Here is a 26,794-nt window from a genome sequence, read left to right as displayed (position 1 = left end):
ACAGCAACAGCAACGGCAACGGCAACAGCAACAGCAACAGCGGGCTATCCGTGGGATGGCGGGGTGGTGTCGGATTGCGGGGACGCCGCAAGTACGTCCCTGTAGGCTTGGCCGCGGCATCCATGCCGCGGACACCCCGCAATCCGACACCGCCCCACCTTCGACAGATTTCCGGTGGCTGATGGATCTACGCCATGCGTGGATGAATCTCTGTCAGATATCGAAATAATTCTGGGGTCAGATCCGTTTTCCATCGGAAAACGGATCTGACCCCAAGAGCCAACACAGAACGCCATTCCGACAGATCGCGGAAATCTGTCGAAGGCGGGGTGGGTCCGGTTGCGGGGGTGTCCGCGGCATGGATGCCGCGGCCAAGCCTACAGGGACGTACTTGCGGCGTCCCCCGCAACCGGACCCACCCCGCCATCCCCCGGATAGCCAGCTGTTGCTGTTGCTCCGGCCGTTGCCGTTGCTGTTGCCTCTGCAGGCGCAGGGCGCAGCCCTGCCGAACCCCTACCGCCCCAGCACGCGGGCGATCGCTTCCACCAGCAGCTCACCGGTCACCGGCTTGCGCAGGAAACCACCGATGCCGGCCGCTTCCACCTGCTGCTGCAGATCAGGGTCGGTGCGCGCGGTCACCGCCAGCAGCGGCAGCGTGTAACCCTGGTTGCGCAGATGCTGGGCCAGTTCGAAACCGCTCAGGCCCGGCAGATCCAGATCGAGCAGGCCAACGTCGAAATCACCCGCACTGATTTCACGCAGTGCGGCCAGCGCGTGGGCAGCGTGGACCACCTCATGGCCGCGGCTGGTGAGCAGGCCACACACCACATCGGCCACGGTCGCGTCGTCCTCCACCAGCAACACACGCAATGGCGGCATGTTGACCACGGCAGCGGCGGCATCGCTGTCGGCTCCACCTTCGCCGGCGGCAACCTGCTGCAGCGGCAACGGCAGGCTGACACCGAAGCAGGTACCGCTACCGAGCTGGCTTTCCACGCGGATCCGGCCCTGCATGGCCAGGGCCAGCTCGCGGCAGATCGCCAGGCCCAGGCCGCTGCCGCCGTACTGCGCGGCCGTGCGCGCGCCGTCAGCCTGCTCGAAGCGCCGGAACAACCGTTGCTGTTGCTCCTGGCTGATGCCCGGTCCGGTATCGCGCACTTCGAAATGCAACCCGCGCGGCCCTTCCTCGCAGCGCGCGTGCAGCGTGATGCTGCCGCGGCTGGTGAACTTGACCGCGTTGGACAGCAGGTTGAGCAGGATCTGCCGCACCCGCATCGCATCGCCGGTCGCCTGCAGCCCTGCGGGCAACTGGTTGTCGAGGATGAACCGCAGGCCCTTCTGCGCAGCCAGCGGCCCCATCAGCGCGGCCAGATCCTGCAGCAGGCGATTGAGACCGAACGCGTTGGACTGCAGTTCCAGGCGCCCCGACTCGATCCGCGCCAGATCCAGCGCATCGTTGACCAGATGCAGCAGGTGCTCACCCGCATGCCGGATCGACTGGGTGTAGCCGCGCTGCTGCGGATCCAGCGGCGAGGCCAGCAACAGTTCACTCATGCCCAGCACGCCGGTCATCGGCGTGCGGATCTCATGGCCGAGATTGGCGAGGAAGCGCGTCTTGGCCGCCGACGCGTGCTCGGCCAGATCCTGCTTGTGCAGGGCGAGCTGGTAGGCGTGCTGGCGCTGCAGCCGGCGCCGGTACAACCAGGCGAACCAGCTGGTCAGCAGCAGTGCGATCGAGGCCAGCACCAGCAGCCCGGACAGGCTGCGCCACCACGGCGGCTGCACGTGGAACTCCAGGGTCTGCACCCGCGACCAGACGTGGTCGGCCGAACGCGCCTGCACTTCCAGCCGGTAGGCACCGGGTGGCAGGCGCGAGAACAGGCGCTCGCCTGCCGGCCCCACCTCGACCCAGTCCGGGTCGTAGCCGGCCAACCGGTAGCGGTAGGTGTTGGAGGCCGAATCGGCGAAGGACAACAGGCGCGCGACGATGCGCAGGTCGCGGTCGCCATCGGCGATCTGCAGCGGCGTGTCATGGGTCAGGTCCAGCAGCTGCTCATTGCGGCGCACCTCCACCCGCTCGATCACCAGCGGCGCACGCCGGGTGGACGGTCGCACCTGCTCGGGATCGAACACCACCACGCCGGCGGGGGTACCCGCCACCATGCGCCCCGCGGCGGTTGCGATCAGGGTGTGTTCGCGGAATTCCTGGCTGGGCAGCCCATCGTGTACGCCGTACAGACGCACGCTTTCACCATCGGCACTGACCCGCACCAGGCCACGGGCACTGGTGGCCCACGCCACGCCCTGCGCGTCGACCACCAGACCGGTGGCGGAAATCGCCGGATAGCCCTGCTCCGCGCCCACCACCGCCTGCCGTTCCAACCTGCCCTGGCTCCAGAGATACCGCGACAGGCGGCCATCCTCGGACAACCAGACCTGCCCGTCCTTGCCGACATGCAGGGCATAGACCGCCGTGGCCGGCGCGCCCGGCACCGGCTGGAAGCGCTGCGCATCCGGTTGCCATTGCAGCAGGCCGCGGCTGCTGGCCAGCCAGATCCGGTCCTGCGGTCCGCATTCCACGTCCAGATTGAGCTGACCCGCCTGCAGACCGTCCTGGCCGTTTTCCAGCTGCCGGCGCACGTGTCCGTCCAGGTCGCGCTGCTGCAGGCCCGCCGACAGCATCAACCACAGGCTGTCGCCATCGCAGGTCATCATCGCCTCGATGTTGCCTTCCATGGTCGCATCCGCGCCGGAGTCCCGCCCCCAGCGCCGCAGCTCGCCACGACGCGGGTCGTAGCGCATCAAGGCGTCGGTCGAGCCCACCCACACCCGTCCCTGCCGGTCTTCGCGCACCGACGTCAGCCAATGCATGCCGTTGACGAAGGTGCGGTGCTGCTCGATCACGCCCGTGCGTGGATTGAAACGGTCCAGCGCGCCATGGCTGCCGACGGTCCACACGCCACCATTGCTGGAGGGGCTGGTACCCAGCACATAGGAATTGCGCAGCGAGGACGGATCATCCTCCAGCCGCGAGAACACCGAGAACTGCCACCAGCGCGGCAGCAGATGCCACAGGCCGGCATTGGTGCTGGCCAGCCAGATGCCGCCTTCGCGATCCTCATAGGCGCCGGTCCAGTTTGGCCGCACCAGGCCACGGGCGATGGCGCTGTACAGCGGCACTGTCTGGTAACGGCCATCGATGCCCCGGCCCAGGCCACTGCGGGTATCCAGCCAGTGCCCGCCCTGCTCGTCGCGCAGCATCATGCCCAGTACCTGGTCACCGGCCGGCAATGTCCAGGGCACGGATTCGAAACGGCCATCCGGGCGGCGCACGGTGGCCCCGGCCAGCGTGCTGATCCAGAGGCTGCCGTCGGGCTCGGCGGTCAGACCATTGATCAGCAGGCTGGGCACCAGGTCGCCGCCGATGCGTTCGAAATCGGTGCCGGTCCAGCGCGCCACGCCATGCTTGGTGCCGACCCACAGGCTGCCGTCGGCAAGCGTGGCCAGGTACGGTACCGATGCGGCTGGCAGACTGCGCGGGTTGTTGGCTTCGGGCAGGAACCGCTGCAGGCGGTCATTGCTGTCCAGCCGGTACAGGCCGCCCTCGTGGGTGCCGAACCAGATCGCGCCATCCGGCGTCGCTGCCAGGCTCCAGACCGTGTTGCTGCCCATCAGCGGCTGGCTGCTGCGGTCGTAGAAGCGCAGCTGCCGGCGGTCGGCCGACATCCGCACCAGGCCGGCATTTTCAGTGCCGATCCACAGCTCGTTGCGGGCATCGACCAGTACGCTCCAGATGCGGTTGTCGCGCAGGCCATCCTCGGAACGCCAGATGCGGTAGTTGCGCCCGTCGTAGCGGGCCAGGCCATCGTTGGTGGCAATCCACAGGTAGCCGTAGCGGTCTTCGGCCATGCGGTTGACGGTGTTGGATGGCAGCCCATCGAACACGGTGACCTGCCGCGGCGAAGGTGGCACCGGCTGCGCGGCAGCGGGCGCCAGGCAGCATAGCAGCAGCATCAGCAGCGTCACTGCCCGCAGATACACCACCGATGGCCTCCTCACGCTGCTGTTGATGATGCCCACGCCGTGGGCGTCGGCATGGTAAACCGAAAGTTGCGCGATTCACGCCGCAGGATGCCGTACTCAGCTGATGATCTGGCGTTTACTGCGTGCTTGGGCAATCGCCGCCACCAGCAGATCGCCGGTCACCGGCTTGCGCAGGAAACCATCGAATCCGGCCGCGAGCACCTGCGTCTCGGCGTAGGCATCCGAGCGCGCGGTAACGGCCACCAACGGCAGCTCGTAGCCCATCGCGCGCAGCTGGCGGGCGATGGCGGTGCCGTCGAGTGCAGGCAGGTCGAGGTCAAGCAGACCGACATCGAACCCCTCGGTGGAAATCTCCGACAGCGCGCCCAGGCCATGCAGCACATGCACCACCTCATGGCCACGGCTGCGCAGCAGGCCGGCAATGACCTCGGCAACGGTTGCATCATCCTCGACCAGCAGGATGCGCAAGGCTGGCAGCGTCGGCAACGTTGCCTCGCCATCGCTGGAGGCCTGCTGCCGGCTCCAGGGCAGCGGCAGCCGCACGGCGAAACGTGCGCCACGCCCCGGCTGGCTGTCGACATCGATGCGGCCCCCCATTGCCACCGCCAGTTCCTGGCAGATCGCCAGGCCCAGCCCGCTGCCGCCATAGCGCGACGCGGTCCGCGGGCCATCGGCCTGTTCGAAGCGGTGGAACAGGCGCTGCTGCTGCTCGGCGTTGATGCCCGGCCCGCTGTCGCTGACCTCGAAGGTCACCACGCCGCCGTTCTCGTCCAGGCGCGCCGCCAGTCCGACATGGCCGCGCTCGGTGAATTTGATCGCATTGCCCAGCAGGTTCAGCAGGATCTGACGGACGCGCATCTCATCGCCACTGATGCAGATCGGGCCTGGCAGGTCCCCCTCACGCCGGAAGGCCAGCCTGCGCTGCTGTGCCATCGGCTGCATCAGCGCCTGCACCTGGTCCAGCAGTCCGCCCAGGTCGAACGGCCGGATGTCCAGTTCCAGTCGGCCAGCCTCGATCCGTGCCAGGTCCAGCGCATCGTTGACCAGGCGCAGCAGATGGCTGCCGGCCTGCTGGATCGAGCCGGCATAGCTGCGCTGCACCGGGTCCAGTTCGGTGGCCAGCAGCAGTTCGCTCATGCCCAGGACGCCGGTCATCGGCGTACGCACCTCGTGGCCCAGGGTCGCCAGGAAGCGGCTCTTGGCCTGCGATGCCTGCTCGGCGATCTGCTGCTTGTGCACCGTCAACTGCCACTGCTGGCGCCGCCGCAGCCGCCTGCGGATCAACCACAGCAGTGCCAGAAGCAACAGCGAGCCCAGCATCACATAGCCGAAGATCGCCATGCTGCTGCGCCACCAGGGTGGCAATACCTTGATGTGCAGCTGCTGCGAGGGCGTCCACGGGCCACTGGCCGATGCGGCCTGTACCTCGATCGCATAGGCCCCGGGCGGCAGCCGCGACAGCGTACGTTGGCCATCCCCGCCCTGTTCCACCCAGTTCTGGTCGTATCCCTCCACACGGAACCGGTAGCGGTTGCCCTGCGGGTTGGCGTAGGACAGCAGCCGCGCATCGATCTGCAGGTCACGGTCATCGGGCCCCAGCAACAGCAGGCCGGAGGTTGGCAGGGGCTGCCAGCCGCGCGCATCGTCGCGACGCACGCGCACCTGCGCGATCACCAGCTGCGACGGCGGCAGTTCGACATCCGCAGCGTTCGGATCGAAACCCACCATGCCGGTCTGGGTAACGGCCAACACCCGGCCATCGGCATCGATTGCCGGCGGGCGTCCGGTGAACTCGGCATCGAGCAGGCCGTCGCGCTCATTGAAGATCTGCAGGCGACGCTGTTTCGGATCCCAGCGCAGCAGGCCTCGCGGTGTCGTCGCCCACAGCTGTCCGTTCGCGGCCAGGGCCAGCCCTCCCATGCTGACCGGCGGCACGCCGGCGCCGGCATCGACGCGCTGGATCAGGCGCAGGCTGAGGCCATCCCACTGGTAGCGTTCGAACGCCCCTTGGCGCGCGATCCACATCTGCCGGGGATCGATCCACACCAGATCGTAGATCGGGCCCCGGGAAACGCCTGGCACCGCTTCAAAGCGGTCCCCCTGCTCGCGCAGGATCCCCGTTTCCCCCATCACCCAGGCCCGCCCCGTGGCATCGAAGCGGATCTGTTCGACCGGTGCATCGGTATCACCACGCAGCATGGCGCCATCGAAACTGCGCAACAGGCGACCCTCGGCACTGCGCTGCTGCAGGCCCAGATTCATCACCGACACCCAGACCGTGCCATCAGGCGCCTGCCGCATCAGATCGATCCGCTGTCGCAGGTCGGAGCCGCCGCCAATGCGCCAGTCGCGCAGCGCGCGGGTGGCCGGGTCATAGACGCTGATGCGTCCGGCGCGGCCCAGCCACAGCCGCCCATCGGGACGTGGCAGCACCGACCACACCGCGCCGCCGCCCAGCTCGCGGTCGCTGGCCAGCAGGCTCAACGTCCCCTGTGCATCGATCTGGTAGACACCGTGCGCAGAACCAACGTAGTAGCTGCGACCATCGCTGGCGGCACTCAGCAGGTACTGGCTGTCCAGCGGCTTGCCATCGAACTGGTACCAGGTCGAAAAACGCCGCCAGTCTGGCGGAAGGTAGGCCAGGCCCTGGGTCAACAGCGCGACCCATAGCCCTCCCTCATGATCCTGCAGCAGGTCGAGCACGCCGCTATGGCCGGTCAGGAAGCCACTGCCACGGTCGCCCTCCAGTTTGCGCAGCACCTGGCCGTCACCGCGCAGCAGGCCATCGGAGGTGCCCGCCCAGTAGCCTCCGCGGCTGTCGGGCAATACCAGTGCCGAGCGCAGGCCGGCGCTGTCGGCCCAGGCCGGTCGCGTTACCCGATCCTGCGCATCGATGCGGTACAGGCCGTCGTTCTGTGTGCCGACCCAGATTGCGCCATCGGCATCGCGGCTCAGCCGCAGCACGCTGACCGCCGCCAGTTCGCGCGGCGCCACGGCTTCGAAGGCCTGGCCGTTCCAGCGCGCCACGCCGGTTTCGGTTCCCACCCACAGCCGTCCCTGCGCATCGACCAGACTGCTGAAGACGGTGTTGCTGGGCAGTCCGCCGGGCTGCGCCGGATCATGCTGGAAATGTCGCAAAGAGCCGTCTTCGCCGAAACGGCAGACCCCATGGCTGCTGCTGCCGATCCACAGCGCGTGCTCGGCGTAGGCCAAGGTCCAGAACTGCCCCTGGCAGCCTTCGGTGACGGAATCGAAGGTCTTGAAGCGCTCGCGGTCGGCATCCAGGCGGGCCAGCCCCTTGCCGTTGATGCCGACCCATATCCGGTCGAGCGGGTCGACCAGCAGGGTTTCGATCTCGTTGCCGGGCAGCGAATCCGATTGTGCCGGGTCGTGCTGCCACACCCGCAGTTCACCGCCGTCATAGCGCGCCAGGCCGCCATCGGTAGCGGCCCACACACGGCCCTGACGGTCTTCGGCAAGCGCGACCACCATGCGCGAGGGCAACCCCTCGGCGGCACCGAAACGGCGCAGGCGCGGTGTTTCCCCGGCCATGTCCAAGGTCGCGCCTGCAGCGCAAAGCGCCAACAGCACCAGACCTGCTCCTGCAATGCCTTGGCACCACCGGCGCCAGCCGCTCGTCATCCTGAACCCCCTGTCCTGTGCCGATTGTCACACAGGGCTGCAGCCATCGCTGCAACAGCCTGTTTCCGGCCACATCGGCACCACGAACTGTTGCAGCCGTGCACACAGCGTTGCGCAAGGGCTATGGGTATGATCGAGCGGTCTTTTTCCCTGAGCCCACCGCCGATGCGCCTCCGCCTGGCCCTGTTGCCGATGCTGCTTGCCGTCGCCCCCGCCTGGGCGGGCAACGATGCCTACCGCATCGATCCGGTGCACACCCGGGTGCTGTTCGCGATCGACCATGCCGGATACTCGCAGGCGCTGGGTACGATCTCCGGAAGCCAGGGCCAGCTGCAGTTCGATAGCGACAACTGGCGGGATGCGACGCTGGATGTCGAGATTCCGGTAGCACGACTGGACCTGGGTGATGCCAAGTGGAACCAGGCCACGCTGGCGCGCAGCCTGCTCGATGGCGAACGCTTTCCCACCGCCCGCTTCGTCTCCCACCATGTCGAACCGATCGACGCGAAACGTGCCCACGTGACCGGGACATTGACCCTGCGCGGGGTCAGCCAGGAGGTCACGCTGGAGGTGACCTTGAACCAGGTCAAACGCTATCCGCTGCCGCCGTTCCGGCGTACTGCAGGATTCTCCGCCACCACGACACTGAGCCGCCGCGCCTTCGGCATCACCGCCTGGCCGGGCGTGATCGGTGATGCGGTGCAGGTGCGGATCGAGGCTGAAGCCACGCTCGACCGCAGCGATTCTGCGGGAACTCCCGCGTCCCATCCCCACTCCGACAGCCAGACGGCCACCAAGGACCCTTCATGACCGCCAAGAACACCCCCGCCGCCTGGGGGAGTGTCAGCCAGACCCTGCACTGGCTGATCGCATTGCTGATTCTCGCCCTGGGCATCGTCGGCCTGACCATGGGCGAACTGCCGAAGACGCCCAAGTATTTCTGGGTCTATACCGCGCACAAGTCGATCGGCATCACCGTGCTGGCACTGGTGGTGCTGCGCCTGGGCTGGCGCCTGTATGCGGGTGCCCCCAAGCCGGTACCCGGCGTGCCGGGCTGGCAGGAGCGCATCGCCAGCGCCACCCATGTGCTGCTGTATGTGCTGATGTTCGCCATCCCGTTGTCGGGCTGGCTGTACGACTCGGCCAGCGGCCTGCGCCCGTTCCGCTGGTTCGGCCTGGTCGAGGTGCCCAAGCTGAGCGGACCGGACCCGCAGGTCGTGGCGGTTTCCCACGCGCTGCACGAATACGGCTTCTGGCTGTTGATCGCGGTGGTACTGGCCCATGCCGGTGCTGCCTTCTACCACCACCTGTTCCAGCGCGATGCCACCCTGTCCCGGATGTTGCCGCGTGGCTGGCTCGCCTCTCCCCAGAAGGATTGACCGATGAACCTGAAACTGACCACCCCGGCCGCCGTGGCCGCCGCCCTCGCCGGCATGCTGGCCACCGCACCGGTGCTTGCCGCCGATTACGCGCAGGCCCCAGGTGCCGGTTCGTTCCTGGCCTTTGCCACCAAGTACGACGGTGAAGTGTTCACCGGCAGCTTCCCGGGCTTTGCCACCAAGCTCAGCTTCGACCCCGCCAACCCGGCTGCCGGTTCGCTGGACGTGGTGATTCCGCTGGCCGGCGCCAAGAGCGGCAACAGCGATCGCGACTCCACCCTGCAGGGCGCGGACTTCTTCAACGTCGGCAAGTTCGCTACTGCACGCTACACCGCCAAGGGCTTCCGCGCGCTTGGCAACGACCAGTTCGCCGCCGATGGCACGCTGGAACTGCGTGGCGTCAGCAAGCCGGTCACCTTCACCTTCACCTGGAAGCCCGGCGCACAGCCGGTGCTGACCGGCAAGGCCACGGTCAAGCGCCTGGACTTCGGTGTCGGCGGTGGCGACTGGGCCGATACCAAGACCATCCCGGACGAAACCGCGATCAGCACGATCGTGAAGTTCGACGCGAAATAAGACGCCCTGGCGTCCGCGGTAGCGCCGGGCCATGCCCGGCGGCTTCCCCGATGGCCGCGCTTCGCGCTCGCCGGGCATGGCCCGGCGCTACCTGCCGGCGGCCAACCAGGCCTGCACCGCAGCCGCATCGAACGGCCAGTCCAGCTCCCGCCCGCCGGTCTCATCACGCAGCACCGGCAGCCGCGCCCCATAACGCGCCTCCAGCGCCGGCTGGTCATCGAGGAACACCGATTCGAACTCGGGCGCCCGCGCCTTGGCCAGTTCGGCCAGGGCCATGTCACACAGATGGCAGTCGTCACGCTGGAACAGGGTCAACACCGGGGTTTGCTCCCTTGGCGGAAATGCTGCGCCGCAGTCATGGAAGTGCGGCGTGAACCGCTAGAATAGCGGTCTCTCCCGGTACCCGCAGTACGGCAACCATGGCTGTCAGCACGTTCGACGTTTTCAAGATCGGCATTGGCCCGAGCTCCTCGCACACCGTCGGGCCGATGAGGGCCGCCGAGCGCTTCATCCATCGCTGGCTGCTCGACCCGGGCAAGCTGGGGGAGGTCGCGCGCATCCGTGCCGATGTGTACGGCTCGCTGGCGCTGACCGGTCGCGGCCACGGCACCGACAAGGCGATCCTGCTTGGCCTGGAAGGGCAGCGTCCGAACCTGATCGACCCGGACATCATCCCGTCCACGCTGGAGCGCATCCGCAGCAGCAAGCGCATCATGCTGATGGGCCAGCACGAGATCGCCTTCGACGAAAAGCGCGACCTCGGCCTGAACAAGCGGCAGAAGCTGCCCTACCACACCAACGGCATGCGCTTCACCGCGTACAACGCCGATGACGAAGTGCTGGCCACCCGCGATTACTACTCGGTCGGCGGCGGCTTCGTGGTCAACCAGGACGACGCGGCCGATGACCGCATCGTGCCTGATGAAACGCCGTTGCCCTACCCGTTCAAGAGCGGCGACGAGCTGCTGGCGCAGACCGCACGCAGTGGCCTGAGCATCGCCCAGTTGATGTTCGAGAACGAGAAGTGCTGGCGCACGGAAGACGAGATCCGCGACAACCTGCGCGAAATCTGGAGCGCGATGCAGGCCTGCGTGGCGCGTGGCATCCGTGAGGAAGGCGTGCTGCCCGGTGGCCTGAAAGTGGGCCGCCGCGCACCGGCGCTGTACCGCGAACTGTCGTCGAAGCCGGAAGCAGCAATGCGCGATCCGCTGACCACGCTGGACTGGGTCAACCTGTACGCGCTGGCCGTGAATGAAGAGAACGCCGCCGGTGGCCGTGTGGTCACCGCGCCCACCAATGGCGCGGCGGGCGTACTGCCGGCGGTGCTGCACTACTTCGACCGCTTCTGCCCCGGCGCGAACGAACAGCGGGTGTTCGACTTCCTGCTGACCTCGGCGGCGATCGGCATCCTGTACAAGGAAAACGCATCGATCTCCGGCGCCGAAGTGGGCTGCCAGGGCGAGGTCGGTGTGGCCTGTTCGATGGCCGCCGGTGGCCTGGTCGCCGCGCTGGGCGGCAACCCGAGCCAGATCGAGAACGCGGCGGAAATCGGCATGGAGCACAATCTGGGCCTGACCTGCGATCCGATCGGCGGCCTGGTGCAGATTCCGTGCATCGAGCGCAATGCGATGGGTGCGGTGAAGGCGATCAACGCCTCGCGCATGGCCATGCGCGGCGACGGCAAGCACAAGGTGTCGCTGGACAAGGTCATCAAGACCATGCGCGACACCGGCCGCGACATGCAGGACAAGTACAAGGAAACCAGCCGCGGCGGGCTGGCGGTGAACGTCATCGAGTGCTGAGTTGTAGAGCCGAGCCCATGCTCGGCTGATGAGGGAGCCGAGCATGGGCTCGGCTCTACACCGGACGGCGTCGTCACCGCTTTGCGGTTAGGCTCAAGGCTCCCCTGCCCCGGAATGTCCCATGCGCGTGATCGCTGCAGCCCTGCTTGCCTGCCTTCCGTTGTCCGCTCTCGCTGCGCCCACCTATGGGCCGCGGCTGGAGGGATTCGATTACGGCTATCCGGTGAAGACCTTTGCGCTGGAATCGCAGCGCCAGCCGTTGGAGATGGCCTATCTGGATGTCGCGCCGAAGAAGTCGCCGATCGGCGTGGTGGTGCTGCTGCATGGCAAGAACTTCTGCGCAGCGACCTGGAGGGAGACGATCAAGCCGCTGGTGGCGGCAGGCTACCGGGTGATCGCGCCGGACCAGGTGGGGTTCTGCAAATCCAGCAAGCCCGAGCGCTACCAGTATTCGTTCGGGCAGCTGGCCGACAATACCCATGCGCTGCTGCAGCAGCTGCAGCTGGGTGACGTGCCGGTGCATGTGGTCGGTCATTCGATGGGCGGCATGCTGGCCATCCGCTATGCGCTGATGTATCCGCAGCAGCTGCGCAGTCTGTCGCTGGTCAATCCGATCGGGCTGGAAGACTGGAAGGCGCTGGGCGTGCCCTGGCGCAGCGTGGACGCGTGGTATGCCGGCGAAATGAACATCAGCTATGACAGCATCCGCCGCTACCAGCTGGACGTGTACTACGACGGCAAGTGGAAGCCGGCGTACGAACCGTGGGCGCGCATGCAGTCGGGCATGTACGAAGGCCCGGGCAAGCAGCAGGTCGCCTGGAGCCAAGCACTGACCTCGGACATGGTGTTCAACCAACCCGTCGTCCATGAACTGAAGAATCTGCAGGTACCGACCACGTTGTTCATCGGCCAGAAGGACCGCACAGCGATCGGCCGTGACCAGGCATCGCCCGAACTGAAGGCGACGCTGGGCAATTACCCGGTACTGGGCAAGGCGGCCGCCGCAGCGATACCCGGCTCGACCCTGGTCGAGTTCGCGGCGCTGGGCCATTCGCCGCAGGTGCAGGACCCGAAGCAGTTCAATGCGGCGCTGTTGAAGGCACTCAACGCGCGTTGAGGTTACATGACCGCCGGGCATGGCCCGGCGCTACCAGGATCGGTGTCGGTGGCGCCGGGCCATGCCCGGCGAGCGCAGCGGCCGCTGGGGTCAGCCCACGATCCGCAGCACGTCATCCAGCAGCGCCGCTGCGGTCACTTCCGCACCCGCGCCCGGCCCCTGGATCAACAGCGGCTGCACGCGATAGCGATCACTGTGAATGGCCACGCGGTTGTCGGTGCCCGCGCCTTGCGCCAGCGGATGGTCGGCCGCCAGCTCACGCAGGCCTACCTGCGCCCCCTCACCGTCGACGCGCCCGACAAAACGCAGCACCCGACCGTTGTCGCGCGCCTGCTGCCAACGCGCCTGCAGCGGTGCGTCCAGCTGCTCCAGCGCATTCACTGCATCGTCCAGCGGCAACGCCGCCAGCGTATCCGGCACCAGTGAATCGACCTGCACCTGTGAGGCGTCCAGTGCCAATCCGCTGCTGCGGGCGAGGATCAACAATTTGCGGCGCACATCCTCGCCGGACAGATCCAGTCGCGGGTCCGGCTCGGTGTAACCAGCCGCCAGCGCTTCACGCACCGCTGCCGAGAACGGCGACTGGCCGTCATACCGATTGAACAGCCACGCCAGCGAGCCGGAAAGCACGCCCTCGATGGCATGGATGTGGTCGCCACCGGCCACCAGCGCACGCAGGCTGCTGAGCAACGGCAGACCCGCGCCGACGGTGGCACTGTCGCCGTAGCGTGCACCGCTGTCGGCGCAACGGTCGGCGATGGCCTGCGCGCGCGACAGCTGCGCGCCACGGCCGAGCTTGTTGGCGGTCACCACGTGCACGCCGCGCGCCAACCACTGCACATGGCGCGCTGCCACGTCTTCGCTGGCGGTGGCATCGACCACCACGTCGCCACGCTCCAGCCCTTCGGCGCTGGCCCAGGGTGGCGAACTCTGCCCATCGCGCGGTGCACGGCGTGCCAGTTCCAGCGGTAATGCCAGATCACGGTCGATCGCCAGCGCCGTGCGCGAATTGGCCAGCCACTGCACGCCGGGCAACTCCAGCCCACGTGCCTGCAGCGCCTGGTAGCGCTGTACGAAGGCCGAACCGACGGTGCCGGTTCCGAGCAGCGCAAGGCGGCCGGTACCCAGCAGCGGAATCTCGACAGGCAAAGCGCTCATGCGTCTGCCACCTGTTTGCCGCGTGCCACCGCGTCGATCACCGCTTCGGAACGTGCCAGTGCGGCGTCCAGATCCGCCAGCAGGTCGCGCTCGCCCTCGATACCGACCGACAGCCGCAGCAGGCCTTCGCTGATGCCCGCAGCAGTGCGCGCTTCGGCCGTCATCGCCGCGTGGGTCATGGTTGCAGGGTGTGCGATCAGGCTCTCCACCCCACCCAGCGACTCGGCCAGCGTGAAGTAGCGCAGGCCATCGACAAACGCGCGCACAGCGGCATGCGGATCATCGCCGGCACAGCTGGCGAGTTCGAAGGACAGCATTGCGCCGAAACCACTCTGCTGGCGGGCGGCAACGGCGTGGCCCGGATGATCGGCCAGGCCCGGGTAGTAGACCTTGGCCACCGCCGGATGCGCATCAAGCAGTGCCACGATCGCGGCGGTGTTTTCCTGATGCGCGCGCAGGCGTGCATCCAGCGTGCGCAGGCCGCGCAGGGTCAGGAACGCATCGAACGGCGAACCGGTGAGACCCAGTGCATTGCCCCACCACACCAGCTGTTCGTGCACGGTGGGATCGCGGGCAATCACCGCACCACCGACCACGTCGCTGTGGCCGTTGATGTACTTGGTGGTGGAGTGCAGTACCACGTCCGCACCGAACGACAGCGGTTGCTGCAATGCCGGCGACAGGAACGTGTTGTCGACCACCACCAGCGCACCGGCCTTGTGCGCGGCATCGATCACGAAGCGCAGGTCGGTGATGCGCAGCAGCGGGTTGGACGGCGTTTCCACCAGCACCAGCTTCGGCTGCGTGGCCAGCGCCTGGGCCAGCGCGCGTGGGTCGGTCAGGTCGGCGGTGACCAGTTCGAAATGGCCCTTCTTCGCCAGCGCGTTGAACAGGCGCCAGCTGCCGCCGTACGCATCATGTGGCACCACCAGGGTATCGCCCGGCTGCAGCAGTGCGTTCAGCACCAGGTTGATCGCGCCCATGCCGGTGGCCGTGACCACGCCGCCGGCGCCGCCTTCCAGTTCGGCCAGCGCTTCACCCAGCAGGTCGCGGGTGGGGTTGCCACTGCGGGTGTAGTCGTACTGGCGCTTGTTGCCGAAGCCTTCAAAGCTGAAGTTCGACGACAGCACGATCGGCGGCGTGACCGCGCCATGGGCGGTATCCCGATCAATGCCGGCGCGGACGGCGGCAGTGGTGCGACAACAGGACGGTTCAGCGGCGTGCAGGCTCATGCGGACTCTCCAGAAGTGCGGAAGGCGGTGGCGAGGATCGCGTCGATGCGATCGGTTTCTTTCAGGAAGGCGTCGTGACCGTAGGGCGAGCGCAGCACGCGCAGGCTGCCGCGCGGGCCCAGTCCCTCGACCAGACCGACCAGGTCGGCCAGCGGCACCAGGCGGTCGCCTTCAACGGCGACCACCACGGTCGGCGGCAGGATCGCGGCCGGGTCCACGCGGTGCAGGTCGATCGACTCGGACAGGCGCAGGTAGGCATTGACCGGCGTGCGCGCCACGTACTGCGCGCCTGCCGCGTCGAGATAATCTTCGGCGGCGACCCGGACGCGGCCATTGACCACTTCCGGTGCTGCGTCGAAGCGCTCGCCGAATTCTTCCGGCGTGCGATAGCTGAGCATCGCGAACTGGCGGGCCAGCGCCAGGCCATGGTCTTCGCCACACTGCAGCTGGCCCAGTGCAACGGCACGGCGCTGCAGCGCACGCCAGGCGGCGGCATACGGATGCGGACGGTGCGCGCCGCTGACCAGCACCAACTGGCGTACCCGCGCGCGATGGCGGATCGCGAACTGCTGGCCGACCAGCGCGCCGTAGGAATAGCCGACGAAGGCCTTCAGCGCGCGGATGCCGAGGTGGTCCAGCAGCAGGGCCAACGCATCGGCCTGGTCGGCGGTATCGATCGGCACATCCAAGGCACCGTCGGCACCGATGAAATCGAACGCGAGCACACGCAGCTGCTGCGGATCGAGTGCGCGACCACTGCCGACCAGGCCTTCGGCCCAGCCCTTCTCGGTGAACTGCGCATTGGAGGCCACATGGCGATGCGCGGAAATGCCGCCGGCCAGCACCACCACCGGTGCGTTGACCGGACCGACCCACTCGTAGCGCAGGCGCACCGGGCACGGACCGGCATGACGCATCGACAACACAGCGGCGAACTCGCCGCGCTCGGCGTGCACGCGGTCATCGACCGGCACGCTGACGGGGACAAAGGGTTCGGGGCGAAGCACGGTGCTGGTGGCGAAGCTCATGGCGGGTTCCGGTAGGGAAATCGGCCATCGAGCCTTCGCGGGGCTCGCGTTCGAAATGCACGTGGTGTGCAGGTTCGAACCATCTTTCGGTGGACGCCACGGTCCCCGCAGGATTTGGCACCTACGCAGGCGCTTTCGCGTCTGCGGGCTGCCCCGGCTTCAAAGGGCCTGTCCCTCTGCCGGTCTCGATGGTGGAGCCACGATGCCAGCGCTTTCCGGGCATGTCAATCCCTTCATGCGGATAAAGCGATGAATGAATGCGGAGACCCCGACCCTTCCCCCTTCCCGGCAGCTTGCGTAGAGTCCCGGCGGTCCATGTCGCTGGAGCCTTCGATGCGCCGCCTGCCCCTGTCCTGCCTGCTGCTGCCCCTGTTGGCGAGCGCCTCCGCGAACGCCGCCGACTGGCGCCAGGGCTGGGGACTGGTGCCGAAGACTGCAGCCGCGCGCAGTGCCGAGACGGCGCCGCAAGCTGCGTCGATGGCACGCCTGCGGCTGCAGCCGCTGGGCGACCAGTGGCAGGCGCGGATCGACAATCCGCTGTCCGGCCCGGTGCAGATCGAGCTGCGCGCGGCCCCCGGCACGCAGGTGGACGGCCTGCCGCTGCAGTCGCTGGTGCAGGCCACCGGCAGTCTGGTGGTGGGCCACCTGCCCTCCCCCTCCAGCGGCAGGGCGCTGGACCTCCGCCTGCAGTCGGTGCCGGGCAATCCGGCCGCGCGCGCCGAGGACGTCGCCTACCGCCTGCCGTTCGAGGCTGTCCAGCTGCGTGTGGACCAGGCCCCGCAGGGCCGGTTCAGCCACGATGACGAGGAGAACCGCGACGCCATCGACTTTGCCCTGCCCGAAGCAACGCAGGTCCTGGCCGCCCGCGAGGGCACGGTGATGCAGGTACAGGATGGTTTCCGCGGCAATGGCCTGGACCGTGAGCGCGATGCCGGACGCGCCAACTTCGTTCGCATCCTGCACAGCGACGGCAGCATGGCGATGTACGCCCACCTGAAGGCCGGCGGCATGCGGGTCCGTCCCGGCCAGGCCGTGCAGGCTGGCCAACCGATCGGCCTGTCCGGCAACAGTGGCTACAGCACCGCCCCGCACCTGCACTTCGTGGTGCAGCTCAACCGGGGCATGGGCCTGCGTTCGGTGCCGGTGCGCATCCTCGCCCCGCAGGGCGAATTGCACTTCGCCCGCGAGGGCAGCGGCGACGCCAGCGCCGGGCGCTGACCCGCCGACGCCGGCAGGCCGGTATAATCGGGCGCTTATCTCTTTGAAAAGCGCCCCGTGCGGGCGCCACTGCCATGTCCGAAGTCGCCACCGAAGCGTCGCGTCGCCGCACGTTCGCCATCATTTCCCACCCTGACGCCGGCAAGACCACGCTGACCGAGAAGCTGCTGCTGTTCGGCGGCGCGATCCAGATGGCCGGCTCGGTGAAGGGCCGCAAGGCTGCCCGCCACGCCACCTCGGACTGGATGGCGCTGGAAAAGGAGCGCGGCATCTCCGTCACCTCCTCGGTGATGCAGTTCCCGTACGAAGGCAAGATCATCAACCTGCTCGACACCCCGGGCCACGCCGACTTCGGCGAGGACACCTACCGCGTGCTGACCGCGGTGGACTCGGCGCTGATGGTGATCGACGTGGCCAAGGGCGTGGAAGAGCGCACCATCAAGCTGATGGAAGTGTGCCGCCTGCGCGACACCCCGATCATGACCTTCATCAACAAGCTCGATCGCGAGGGCAAGGAGCCGATCGACCTGCTGGATGAGGTTGAAAGCGTGCTCGGCATCCAGTGCGCACCGGTCACCTGGCCGATCGGCATGGGCCAGCGCCTGAAGGGCGTGGTCCACCTGATCACCGGCGAAGTGCACCTGTACGAACAGGGCCGCAACTTCACCCGCCAGGATTCGACCATCTTCCCCTCGATCGATTCGCCCGGGCTGGCAGAGAAGATCGGCGAGCGCATGCTGGCCGATCTGCGCGACGAGCTGGAACTGGTGCAGGGCGCCAGCCACCCGTTCGACCTGCAGGCCTACCGGGCCGGCAAGCAGACCCCGGTGTTCTTCGGTTCGGGTGTGAACAACTTCGGCGTGCAGCCGCTGCTGGACTTCTTCGTCGAGCACGCGCCGTCGCCGCAGGCACGCTCCACCACCGGCCGCGACGTCGCCCCGCAGGAGCCGAAGCTGACCGGCTTCGTGTTCAAGATCCAGGCCAACATGGATCCGCAGCACCGTGACCGCGTGGCCTTCATGCGCGTCTGCTCGGGCCGGTTCACTGCTGGCATGAAGACCCTGCACGTGCGCACCGGCAAGGACATGAAGCTGGCCAATGCGCTGACCTTCATGGCCAGCGACCGCGAAATCGCCGCCGAGGCGTGGCCGGGCGATGTCATCGGCATCCACAACCACGGCACCATTTCCATCGGTGACACCTTCACCGAAGGCGAAGCGATCACCTTCACCGGCATCCCCAACTTCGCCCCGGAACTGTTCCGTCGCGCCCGCCTGCGCGATCCGCTCAAGCTCAAGCAGCTGCAGAAGGGCCTGGCACAGTTGTCCGAGGAAGGCGCGACCCAGTTCTTCCGTCCGCTGACCAGCAACGACCTGATCCTGGGCGCGGTCGGTGTGCTGCAGTTCGATGTGGCCGCCTACCGCCTGAAGGACGAGTACGGCGTGGAAGCCACCTTCGAGCAGGTCAGCGTGACCACGGCGCGCTGGGTCCACTGCAGCAACGAGAAGAAGCTGGAGGAGTTCCGCGAGAAGAACGCGCTGAACCTGGCCCTCGACGCCGCCGGCCACCTGGTCTACCTGGCGCCGACCCGGGTCAACCTGCAGCTGGCGCAGGAACGCGCGCCGGATGTGCGTTTCTCGGCAACCCGTGAAGCCGCGCATACGGTCACCGGCAACTGATTGCAGCAACCATACGGTGGCGGGGGTGCACGCGCCCGCCATCGCGGCGATGATAGGGGGGTGCGGGTCCCCCTCCCTGCAGACGATGCCCATGCCATGTCCACGACTTCTGTTGCTTCGATCCGTGAAGAAATTGCCAGCGCCCTGACCCACGGGCTGGGTGCGGTGCTTGCCCTGGCCGCCAGCGCGGTACTGATCACCCTGGCCGCGATCTACGGCGATGGCTGGCAGCTGGCCAGCGCGATCGTGTTCGGCATCGCCCTGCTGCTGCTGTACACCGCCTCCACGCTGTACCACGCCATCCAGCACCCGCAGGCCAAGGGCCGCCTGAAGGTGTTCGACCATTGCGCGATCTATGTGCTGATCGCCGGCACCTATACCCCGTTCACCCTGATCGGCCTGCGCGGCCCCTGGGGCTGGGGCATGTTCACCGCGATCTGGGCGCTGGCGCTCGGCGGCGTGGTGTTCAAGCTGTTCTACACCGGCCGCTTCAAGCTGCTGTCCACGGTGATCTACATCGCCATGGGCTGGCTGGTGGTGGTGGCGATCAAGCCGATGTGGGCCTCGATCGATGGCGGCACCCTGGCCTGGCTGTTCGGCGGCGGCCTGTCCTACACGCTGGGCACCTACTTCTATCACCGCGAATCGATCCCCTATTCGCATGCGATCTGGCATCTGTTCGTGATCGGCGGCAGCGTCTGCCACTTCGTCGCAGTGACCCGACAGGTGCTGTGACCGCTGATCTGCGGTAGCGCCGGGCCCTGCCCGGCAAGCAGGCGTCCACTGTGCACGCCATGCACATGAACGCTTCGCGCCCCGTCCACCGCGACGGGGCAACCATGGCAGCGTGAATGCTGCCTCTGCTCCTGCTGCTCCCAAGGCGTCGCGCTGGCGCCTGCGCCGTCCCGGTCCACGCGGGCAGCGCTGGCTGGCCGTGCTGGTATTCCTGTTCGCGGCGATCCTGATCCTCATCGCCCTGTGGGACTGGAACTGGTTCAAGGGTCCGGTGGAACGTGCGGTGCAGGCCCGTACCGGGCGCGCCCTGCACATCGGCAACCTGGATGTCGACCTCGGCCGCACCACCACCGTACGCGCCGATACCCTCACCTTCGCCAACGCCCCCTGGGCGAAACAGCCGAACATGGCCAGCGCCGACCGGGTCGAGATCGACATACGGGTCTGGCCGTTGCTGCGCGGTAACGTGCAGCTTCCCGAAATCCGCCTGACCCGCCCTGACGTACTGCTGGAGACGGCACCGCGCAAAGGTGACCCGGGCAACTGGAACTTCCTCGGCGACAGCAAGGGCGGCACCACGCCGCAGCTCAAGCGCCTGCGCATCGACGATGGTCGCCTGCAGTTCCTTGACGCCCCAGGCCGCACCGACATCCTGGTGAACGTGCGCAGTGGCGAACCGAAACAGGCCGACGCCGCACCACCGTTGCTGGTGGCCGGCAAAGGCCGCTGGCGGGGCAATCCCTTCGTCCTGAGCGGTGGCACCGAATCGCCGCTGGAACTGACCGACAGCGCCCATCCCTTCCGCATCCACCTCGATGGCCGCGCTGGCGCGACCCATGCCGTTGCCAGCGGCACCTTGACCAACCCGTTCCAGCTGCAGGTGTTCGACCTGCAGTTCGCGCTGAGCGGCGGCGACCTGGCCGATCTGTATCCATTGCTGGGCATCGCCATTCCGCCCTCCCCGCCGTATGCCCTGGATGGCCGCCTGAAGCGCGATCACCAGGTGTGGCGCTACGAGCGCTTCACCGGCAAAGTCGGCGACAGTGATCTGGAGGGCGATGTGCAGTTCGACGTCTCCCGGGACCGTCCGCGGATGACCGCCAACCTGGTGTCGCGTCGTCTCGATTTCGATGACCTTGCCGGCTTCGTCGGCGCACCACCGAAGACCGGCGGCGGTGAGACGGCCAATGCAGAACAGAGGGCCGAGGCGGCGCGCGTGGCTGCCAGCGCGAAGGTGTTGCCGGCCACCCCGTACAACCTCGGCAAGCTGCGTGCGATGGATGCCGACGTGCGCTGGAAGGCCCAGCGCATCAATGCACCGAAGCTGCCGCTGGATGACATGGATGCACACCTGCTGCTGGACGATGGTGTGCTGCGGCTGGACCCGCTGAACTTCGGTGTTGCCGGCGGCGACATCCGCAGCACGATCCGCATGGATGCACGTCGGCCACAGATCGCAACCACCTTCAAGGCCAGCGTGCGCGGCGTGCAGCTGGGCCAGTTGTTCCCCGATGCCAAGCTGGCCGAGCAGGCCAAGGGAGGTATCAGCGGCAGTATCGACCTGACCGGCAACGGCAACTCGATCGCGGCGATGCTCGGCAGCAGCAGCGGCAACGTGGCGTTGGGCATGGGCCGCGGCCATGTCGGCAACCTGCTGATGGAAGTGGCGGGGCTGGACATCACCGAATCGCTGAAATTCCTGTTCACCGGCGACAAACAGATTCCGCTGCGATGCGCCTTCGCCGATTTCGGCGTGCGCGAGGGCCTGATGCATACCCGCTCGATGGCGGTGGACACCACCGATACGATCATCCTTGGCGAGGGCGATGTCAGCCTGCGCGATGAAACCCTGGACCTGCTGCTGAAGCCACGCCCCAAGGACAGGAGCATCCTGGTGCTGCGCTCGCCGCTGCGCATTGGCGGCACCTTCAAGGACCCGTCATTCCGCCCCGACTTCAAGGCGCTGGGTATCCGTGGCGCGGTGGCGCTGACACTGGGCAGCATCGCGCCGCCGGCGGCACTGCTGGCCACCATCGAACTGGGCCCGGGCAAGGACGCCGACTGCGGTGGGCACTACGCGAAATAGAGCGGGCGTTCGCGGCGCCTTTGTTTTCCGTGCGGAGAGCCGAAGCAAGGCGACAGGCAGGACACGCCGTAAACCCGTCCATGGGGGCTCGGTCGGCGCATCCATGCGCCTCACGGTCCTGCCTGCCGCCTTGCTCCGGCTTCGGACAGTTTCCTGCAGCCGTGTAACGAGAGCAGGAATTCAAAGTCAAAAGAAAAAAAGCGGAATCAAAAGCAGTGCCAACCAAGGTTGGCATCTACCAACGGCAGATAGTCGGGGCTGAAGCCAGCCGCGCTCGCAGGAACGTGTCCTGAGGCGGAGGGCATGGCCGTGCAGGACCGTTGGCGCCATGGGCCCGGCGCATGCGCCGGGCGGGTTGGGCAGGACCCCCAACCCGGTCTTGCCGTGTGCGCAGGACAGCGCACACGAGCAAGGCGCCATCGAGCCCCCAGGGACGGGTTTACGGCGTGTCCTGCACGGCCATGCCCTGCGCCTCCCCGCACATCAGGAAGGCGCTGTTTTAGCTTTGGCTTTGGCAGTTGCTTGAAAAAAGCGGGCCGGCGGGCCGCAGGCCCGCCAGCGACAAACTCACCCCGCCACGATGTACTGCTGCAGCTGATCCAGCTCGCGCCGCTGCGCATCGATCACCGACTTCACCAGGTCACCGATGGAAATGACCCCCAGTACCTGCCCGGCTTCGACCACCGGCAGATGGCGGATGCGGTAATCGGTCACCAGCTGCAGGCAGTGTTCCACCTGCTCACCGGGACTCACTGTCACTACTTTGGCGGTCATGATCTCCGACACAGCGGTATCGCGCGACGAACGATCGTGCAGCACGATCTTGCGTGCGTAGTCGCGCTCGGACAGGATCCCGACCAGTCGCGGTCCATCCATCACCAGTACCGCGCCAATGCCCTTCTGCGCCATCAGCCGGATCGCATCGATCACCGCCGCGCCAGGCGCGACCGCATGCACTTCAGGGGACTTGCCGTCCAACAGTTGCCGTACCGACGTCATCTGCCTGCCCTCCCAGGGTGGGTTGCAGCTCCGAGTCTGCCACGGAAGGGGCCAACCATGCGTCAACCAGGTACAACGGCCGTTGCTTGGACTCCTCGTACAGGCGTCCCAGGTACTCGCCGATCAGCCCCAGCGCGATCAACTGCACGCCGCCCAGGAACAGGATCACCGCCATCATCGTCGGCCAGCCGGCCACCCGGTCGCCATAGATCGCCGCCTTGGCGATCACCCAGATGGCAAACACGAACGCCACGCCCGCGGTGGCCAACCCCATGTAGGTGGCCGCCCGCAGCGGGACCGTCGAGAAGCCGGTGATGCCTTCCAGCGCGAAGTTCCACAGCCGCCACAGGCTGAACTTGCTGCTGCCGGCCAAGCGGGCATGCCGGTGATACGGCACCGCCACGCGGCGGAAACCGACCCAGCTGAAGAGCCCTTTCATGAACCGGTGGCGCTCGCGCATCTCCCGCAGTGCGCTCAGCGCGCGCGGCGACAGCAAGCGGAAATCGCCGGTATCGGCCGGAATGGGCGTGCGCGAGAGGCGGCCGATCACCCGGTAGAACACCGATGCGGCAGCACGCTTGCTCCAACTCTCACCGTCACGCACCAGGCGGGTGCCATAAATGTTGTCGTAACCCTCGCGCCAGCGTTCAACAAACTGCGGCACCAGTTCCGGCGGGTCCTGGCCATCGGCGTCGAGGATCATCGCCGCCCCTTCGCGCACATGGTCCAGGCCGGCGGTCAGCGCCGCCTCCTTGCCGAAGTTGCGCGACAGCTTCAGCGCCGATACCCGCGGGTCGGCCTGGGCCAGCGAGGCGATCAACGACCAGGTCGCGTCACTGCTGCCGTCATCCACGTACAGGATGTGTCCATCGATTCCGGCCAGGCCGTCCAACACCGCGCACAATCGCGGATGCAGCTGGGGCAGCACCAGCTCTTCGTTGTGTGCGGCGATGACGAAGGTAAGACGCTCACGGGTCATCGCCGGATTGTACGTCGTTGAAGGGGACGCAGCCCGTCAGTCCACCGTTCGAAACACCCGCTTCCCGCATTGGAAGGCACCACGGACACCGCTGGTGTCGTGCCCCTCAGTCCTCCGCCAGATACCCCGCTCCACCCAGCTGCCGTGCCTGCCGCTGGATCCACGCCGCACGCCGCTGCACGTACGGGCCGGGCTTGGCCGCGTTGTAGCGACGCGGCGCCGGCAGCACTGCCGCCAGACGCGCGCTCTCCGCAGGGCTCAGCCGTGCGGCGTCCTTGCCCCAGAATGTCTGTGCCGCCGCCTGTGCGCCATACACGCCGTCGCCGAACTCGGCGATGTTGGCGTACATCTCCAGGATCCGCTGCTTTGGCCAGAAGGCTTCGATCAGCACCGTGTACCAGACCTCCAGGCCCTTGCGGATCCAGCTGCGGCCCTGCCACAGGAACAGGTTCTTGGCCACCTGCTGGCTGATCGTGCTGGCCCCGCGCAGGCGCCCACCGCGCGCGTTGTGGTCGCGCGCCTTTTCAATGGCCTGCAGGTCGAACCCACTATGGTCAGGGAAGCGCTGGTCCTCCGCGGCCACCAGCGAAATGGGCAGGCTCGGCGCCATCTGGTCAAGGTCCCGCCACTGGTAGTGCAGCCGGTAGGACCAGTCGCCTTCACCCAGTGCCTCGCCGAAACGCCAGACCATCACCGTGGACAACGGCGGATCGATGAAACGCAGCACCAGCACCTGCAGGCAGCTGAAGGCCATGAACAGCACCGGCAGCCACAGCAGCCGCTTCCAGCGCCAGCGCCGACGTGGCGCCGTGTCGGCGGCGGCCACTACCTTGTCCTGCTCTCCCGCTGCCCCCATTACTGGTGCATCCTTCTTATGCTTGGTTGTCGGCGCATTATCCGGCAACCATCCCCGTTTACGCGCGATGTGAGCCGATGACCGCCCAATCCGATTCCCTTATCCGTTTCCTGCTCCCCGACGCCGGTGTCCGTGGCGTCCACGTGCGCCTGCAGGCCACCTGGCAGGACATCCAGTCCCACGGCGAATACCCGGACAGTGCCACCGAACTGCTCGGCGACGCCTGCGTAGCCTCGGCGCTGTTCACCGGCCACACCAAGGTGGACGGCCGCCTGTCGATCCAGCTGCGCAGCAATACCGCGCTGCGCACCCTGTTCGCCGAATGCACCGCCGCCGGCACCCTGCGCGGTATCGTCCAGCTGGCCGAAGGGGGTGACGCCCCCCGCGACCTGACCGAACTGGGCCAGGACGCCCTGCTCGCCATCACCATCGAGAATCCAGGCCTGGATCCGCGCGAACCGCAGCGCTACCAGAGCCTGGTCGCGCTGACCGCCCCGGAACTGGATGAAGCGTTCGAGGACTACTTCCGCCAGTCCGAGCAGTTGCCGACGCGGCTGCTGCTGGCCGCCGACCGCGACGGCGCTGCCGGCCTGCTGCTGCAGAAGCTGCCGGGCGACGAGGGCGACGACGACGGCTGGGCCCGCGCCAGCGCGCTGTTCGACACGCTGGGCAAGGCCGAGCTGCTGGCCACCCCGGCCGAGGAACTGCTGCACCGGTTGTTCCACGAGGAGAAGGCGGAGCTGGTGGGTGACAAGGCGCTGTCCTTCGCCTGCTCCTGCTCGCGTGAACGGGTCGCCTCGATGCTGTTCTCGCTGGGCGAGGAAGAGGCCCGTGCCGCTGCCGAAGACACCGGCGCGGTGGACGTACGGTGCGAATTCTGCGGACAGGAGTATCACTTTCCGTTGACGGAGTTCGGCATACTGTTCCACGGTGCCCAAGGGGCTGTACCGGCACCTGAACGTCTTCAGTGAAAACGAACGAGTCTTGTATCTGGGGAGGAGCAAGGCTTGTTAAGAAATCATAAACACCCTAGGATCGAGTTCCCGCCCCAGCGGGAACTTTCACTGTCCGTCACTGTCTGAACTGGTCCGATGCGTACCTTCCTGCGTCTACCGCTGGCCCTGCTGATCGCCCTTGGCGCGATCACGGGCGTGCATGCGCAGAGCAAGGACACCCGCACCGTGATTCCGGTGTGGAACAAGGGCAGCGGCAAGGTCGAGGCCCTGCTGTACCTGGAGCCGACCGGTGAACAGGCCGTTGGCGCACGCTGGCATTTCGGCCGCAATTCGCTCGACGCTGCGTTCGGCCTGTCTTCGGGCGACTCGCTGGGTCTGCTGTGCAACAGCAGCAGCGGCTCCAGCATCAGCGGACTGGCCAGCCATTGCATGCTGGCCAGCCTGGGCGACGACGATGACGCCATCGGCTCCAACCGGCGCCTGACCGGCACCGCCGCGCTCAACCGGGGCACCGGCCGCCTGGGAATCACTGCCGGCACCGGCCGCGAGACCCTGCCCGCCTGGCTGGCGACGCCCAGCAAGACCCCGTCGCTGCGCGCCGAACAGAATGACCTGACCGTGTTCGCACAGAAGAACATCGGTCGCGAAGGCTTTGTCTCCATCGCCGGCACCTATGCCAAGGCGCGCCTGGTCCCCCTGGCTGACGCCTCGCCGGCCATCGTCGACCGCTGGGACAGCAAGAGCCTGAGCCTGGGCGCTGGCTACGGCAATTTCAGCGGCAGCATCATCGGCCGCGTGGTTGACGTTCCGGGCAAGCCCGGCAAGTGGGAAGGCCTGGGCATCGGCCTGACCTGGCGCACCCCGTGGTCCGGCCAGCTCACCGTCGGCGCCGAGAACGTCATCAGCCGCGGCAAGAACCCATTCTCCCCGCGCAACGAAAGCAACGATGACGGCACCGTGCCGTACGTCCGCTACGAGCAGGATCTGTAGTCCCCTATCGACTGGTAACAAGCAGTGTTCAACATCGGGCGCCCTGGGGCGCCCGAATTGTTTCCGGACACTTCTGTCAAGTGCGAAAAGCACTCATCTGTTACAAACAGATACATCACGACATGCATCAACTGAAACTTTTTTGTGCTTCAGAGGGGGGGAGACGCAGTGGCGCCCTCCCGCGCACCAGGATAACTCTTTGAAAGAAAAGAAATCGAAGCGCATTCATGTGTAACCACAGCGTGAATTAACACAGCTTTAATTTTTGGCAGAGGGCCGTTACTATCGATTCAGCCTCGCGATTTTGGAGCCCTCTTT

The 26,794-nt window shown here is 67.1% G+C and carries 20 protein-coding genes and 1 riboswitch; of the genes, 11 read left to right on the top strand and 9 right to left on the bottom strand.

Features of this window, described 5'->3' with window-relative positions; all coding sequences use genetic code 11:
- Positions 1-513: 513 nt before the first annotated feature.
- Both CR919_RS03440 and CR919_RS03435 read right to left on the bottom strand, forming a co-directional pair.
- The gene (locus CR919_RS03440) at positions 514-4,044 is read right to left on the bottom strand and encodes a hybrid sensor histidine kinase/response regulator (RefSeq protein WP_099818884.1); all 3,531 of its coding nucleotides are present in this window, start codon (positions 4,042-4,044) and stop codon (positions 514-516) included.
- Positions 4,045-4,140: 96 nt separating this feature from the next.
- A complete protein-coding gene (locus tag CR919_RS03435) occupies positions 4,141-7,686 on the bottom strand; it encodes an ATP-binding protein (RefSeq protein ID WP_099818883.1) in 3,546 nt (1,181 codons plus the stop codon).
- A 165-nt stretch (positions 7,687-7,851) separates the two neighbouring features.
- Between CR919_RS03435 and CR919_RS03430 the strand changes: the two genes are divergently transcribed.
- Genes CR919_RS03430 through CR919_RS03420 form a run of 3 tightly spaced genes read left to right on the top strand, consistent with a single transcriptional unit; the run spans position 7,852 to position 9,641 of the window.
- Positions 7,852-8,496, top strand: a complete 645-nt coding sequence (locus tag CR919_RS03430) for a YceI family protein (RefSeq protein ID WP_099818882.1) — start codon at positions 7,852-7,854, stop codon at positions 8,494-8,496.
- Entirely contained in the window at positions 8,493-9,065 is a 573-nt protein-coding gene (locus CR919_RS03425) for a cytochrome b (RefSeq protein ID WP_099818881.1), read from the top strand. Before CR919_RS03430 ends, CR919_RS03425 begins: the two co-directional genes overlap by 4 nt.
- Before the next feature lie 3 nt (positions 9,066-9,068).
- On the top strand, positions 9,069-9,641 hold the full coding sequence (locus CR919_RS03420; RefSeq protein ID WP_099818880.1) for a YceI family protein: 573 nt from the start codon (positions 9,069-9,071) through the stop codon (positions 9,639-9,641).
- Between the two features lie 87 nt (positions 9,642-9,728).
- Here CR919_RS03420 and CR919_RS03415 read toward each other — a convergent pair whose 3' ends face one another.
- A complete protein-coding gene (locus tag CR919_RS03415) occupies positions 9,729-9,959 on the bottom strand; it encodes a glutaredoxin family protein (RefSeq protein WP_099818879.1) in 231 nt (76 codons plus the stop codon).
- A 101-nt stretch (positions 9,960-10,060) separates the two neighbouring features.
- Between CR919_RS03415 and CR919_RS03410 the strand changes: the two genes are divergently transcribed.
- Both CR919_RS03410 and CR919_RS03405 read left to right on the top strand, forming a co-directional pair.
- Positions 10,061-11,443, top strand: coding sequence for an L-serine ammonia-lyase (locus CR919_RS03410; RefSeq protein WP_089236487.1), 1,383 nt, complete (start codon positions 10,061-10,063; stop codon positions 11,441-11,443).
- A 121-nt stretch (positions 11,444-11,564) separates the two neighbouring features.
- Positions 11,565-12,560, top strand: a complete 996-nt coding sequence (locus CR919_RS03405) for an alpha/beta hydrolase (RefSeq protein WP_099818878.1) — start codon at positions 11,565-11,567, stop codon at positions 12,558-12,560.
- Positions 12,561-12,650: 90 nt separating this feature from the next.
- Here CR919_RS03405 and CR919_RS03400 read toward each other — a convergent pair whose 3' ends face one another.
- The 3 genes from CR919_RS03400 to CR919_RS03390 are packed head-to-tail and all read right to left on the bottom strand — an operon-like array spanning position 12,651 to position 15,978.
- Positions 12,651-13,718 carry a homoserine dehydrogenase gene (locus CR919_RS03400; protein ID WP_099818877.1) on the bottom strand — a complete coding sequence of 356 codons (1,068 nt, stop codon included), beginning with the start codon at positions 13,716-13,718 and terminating at the stop codon, positions 12,651-12,653.
- Complete coding sequence (locus CR919_RS03395; RefSeq protein WP_099818876.1) at positions 13,715-14,950, bottom strand: O-succinylhomoserine (thiol)-lyase; 1,236 nt, start codon at positions 14,948-14,950, stop codon at positions 13,715-13,717. The genes CR919_RS03400 and CR919_RS03395 overlap by 4 nt, the downstream gene beginning before the upstream one ends.
- Complete coding sequence (locus tag CR919_RS03390) at positions 14,947-15,978, bottom strand: homoserine O-succinyltransferase (RefSeq protein WP_099818875.1); 1,032 nt, start codon at positions 15,976-15,978, stop codon at positions 14,947-14,949. The genes CR919_RS03395 and CR919_RS03390 overlap by 4 nt, the downstream gene beginning before the upstream one ends.
- A 76-nt stretch (positions 15,979-16,054) precedes the next feature.
- Positions 16,055-16,173: riboswitch (SAM riboswitch) on the bottom strand.
- Between the two features lie 138 nt (positions 16,174-16,311).
- Between CR919_RS03390 and CR919_RS03385 the strand changes: the two genes are divergently transcribed.
- The 4 genes from CR919_RS03385 (at position 16,312) to CR919_RS03370 (ending at position 21,696) form a co-directional block, all read left to right on the top strand.
- On the top strand, positions 16,312-17,196 hold the full coding sequence (locus CR919_RS03385; RefSeq protein ID WP_099818874.1) for a M23 family metallopeptidase: 885 nt from the start codon (positions 16,312-16,314) through the stop codon (positions 17,194-17,196).
- A 74-nt stretch (positions 17,197-17,270) separates the two neighbouring features.
- Positions 17,271-18,875 carry a peptide chain release factor 3 gene (locus CR919_RS03380; protein ID WP_025877820.1) on the top strand — a complete coding sequence of 535 codons (1,605 nt, stop codon included), beginning with the start codon at positions 17,271-17,273 and terminating at the stop codon, positions 18,873-18,875.
- A gap of 96 nt (positions 18,876-18,971) precedes the next feature.
- Positions 18,972-19,610, top strand: coding sequence for a hemolysin III family protein (locus CR919_RS03375; RefSeq protein ID WP_099818873.1), 639 nt, complete (start codon positions 18,972-18,974; stop codon positions 19,608-19,610).
- A gap of 112 nt (positions 19,611-19,722) precedes the next feature.
- On the top strand, positions 19,723-21,696 hold the full coding sequence (locus tag CR919_RS03370) for an AsmA family protein (protein WP_099818872.1): 1,974 nt from the start codon (positions 19,723-19,725) through the stop codon (positions 21,694-21,696).
- Between the two features lie 567 nt (positions 21,697-22,263).
- On the opposite strand, the gene CR919_RS03365 is transcribed toward CR919_RS03370, so the two are convergent.
- The 3 genes from CR919_RS03365 to mtgA form a co-directional block, all read right to left on the bottom strand.
- Positions 22,264-22,695, bottom strand: a complete 432-nt coding sequence (locus CR919_RS03365; protein ID WP_099818871.1) for a CBS domain-containing protein — start codon at positions 22,693-22,695, stop codon at positions 22,264-22,266.
- Entirely contained in the window at positions 22,655-23,674 is a 1,020-nt protein-coding gene (locus tag CR919_RS03360) for a glycosyltransferase family 2 protein (RefSeq protein WP_099818870.1), read from the bottom strand. The genes CR919_RS03365 and CR919_RS03360 overlap by 41 nt, the downstream gene beginning before the upstream one ends.
- Before the next feature lie 106 nt (positions 23,675-23,780).
- Positions 23,781-24,530, bottom strand: a complete 750-nt coding sequence (mtgA, locus tag CR919_RS03355) for a monofunctional biosynthetic peptidoglycan transglycosylase (RefSeq protein ID WP_099818869.1) — start codon at positions 24,528-24,530, stop codon at positions 23,781-23,783.
- Positions 24,531-24,607: 77 nt separating this feature from the next.
- Here mtgA and CR919_RS03350 point away from each other — a divergent pair, with 77 nt between their 5' ends.
- Together CR919_RS03350 and CR919_RS03345 are read left to right on the top strand one after the other, a co-directional pair.
- Positions 24,608-25,501, top strand: coding sequence for an Hsp33 family molecular chaperone HslO (locus tag CR919_RS03350; RefSeq protein ID WP_099818868.1), 894 nt, complete (start codon positions 24,608-24,610; stop codon positions 25,499-25,501).
- A 120-nt stretch (positions 25,502-25,621) separates the two neighbouring features.
- A complete protein-coding gene (locus CR919_RS03345) occupies positions 25,622-26,476 on the top strand; it encodes a hypothetical protein (protein ID WP_032952038.1) in 855 nt (284 codons plus the stop codon).
- The last annotated feature ends 318 nt before the right edge of the window (positions 26,477-26,794 follow it).

The organism is Stenotrophomonas sp. LMG 10879 (assembly GCF_002750935.1).
In the GTDB taxonomy this organism is placed as follows: domain Bacteria; phylum Pseudomonadota; class Gammaproteobacteria; order Xanthomonadales; family Xanthomonadaceae; genus Stenotrophomonas; species Stenotrophomonas lactitubi_B.
This window is presented reverse-complemented; position numbering and strand designations above follow the sequence as displayed.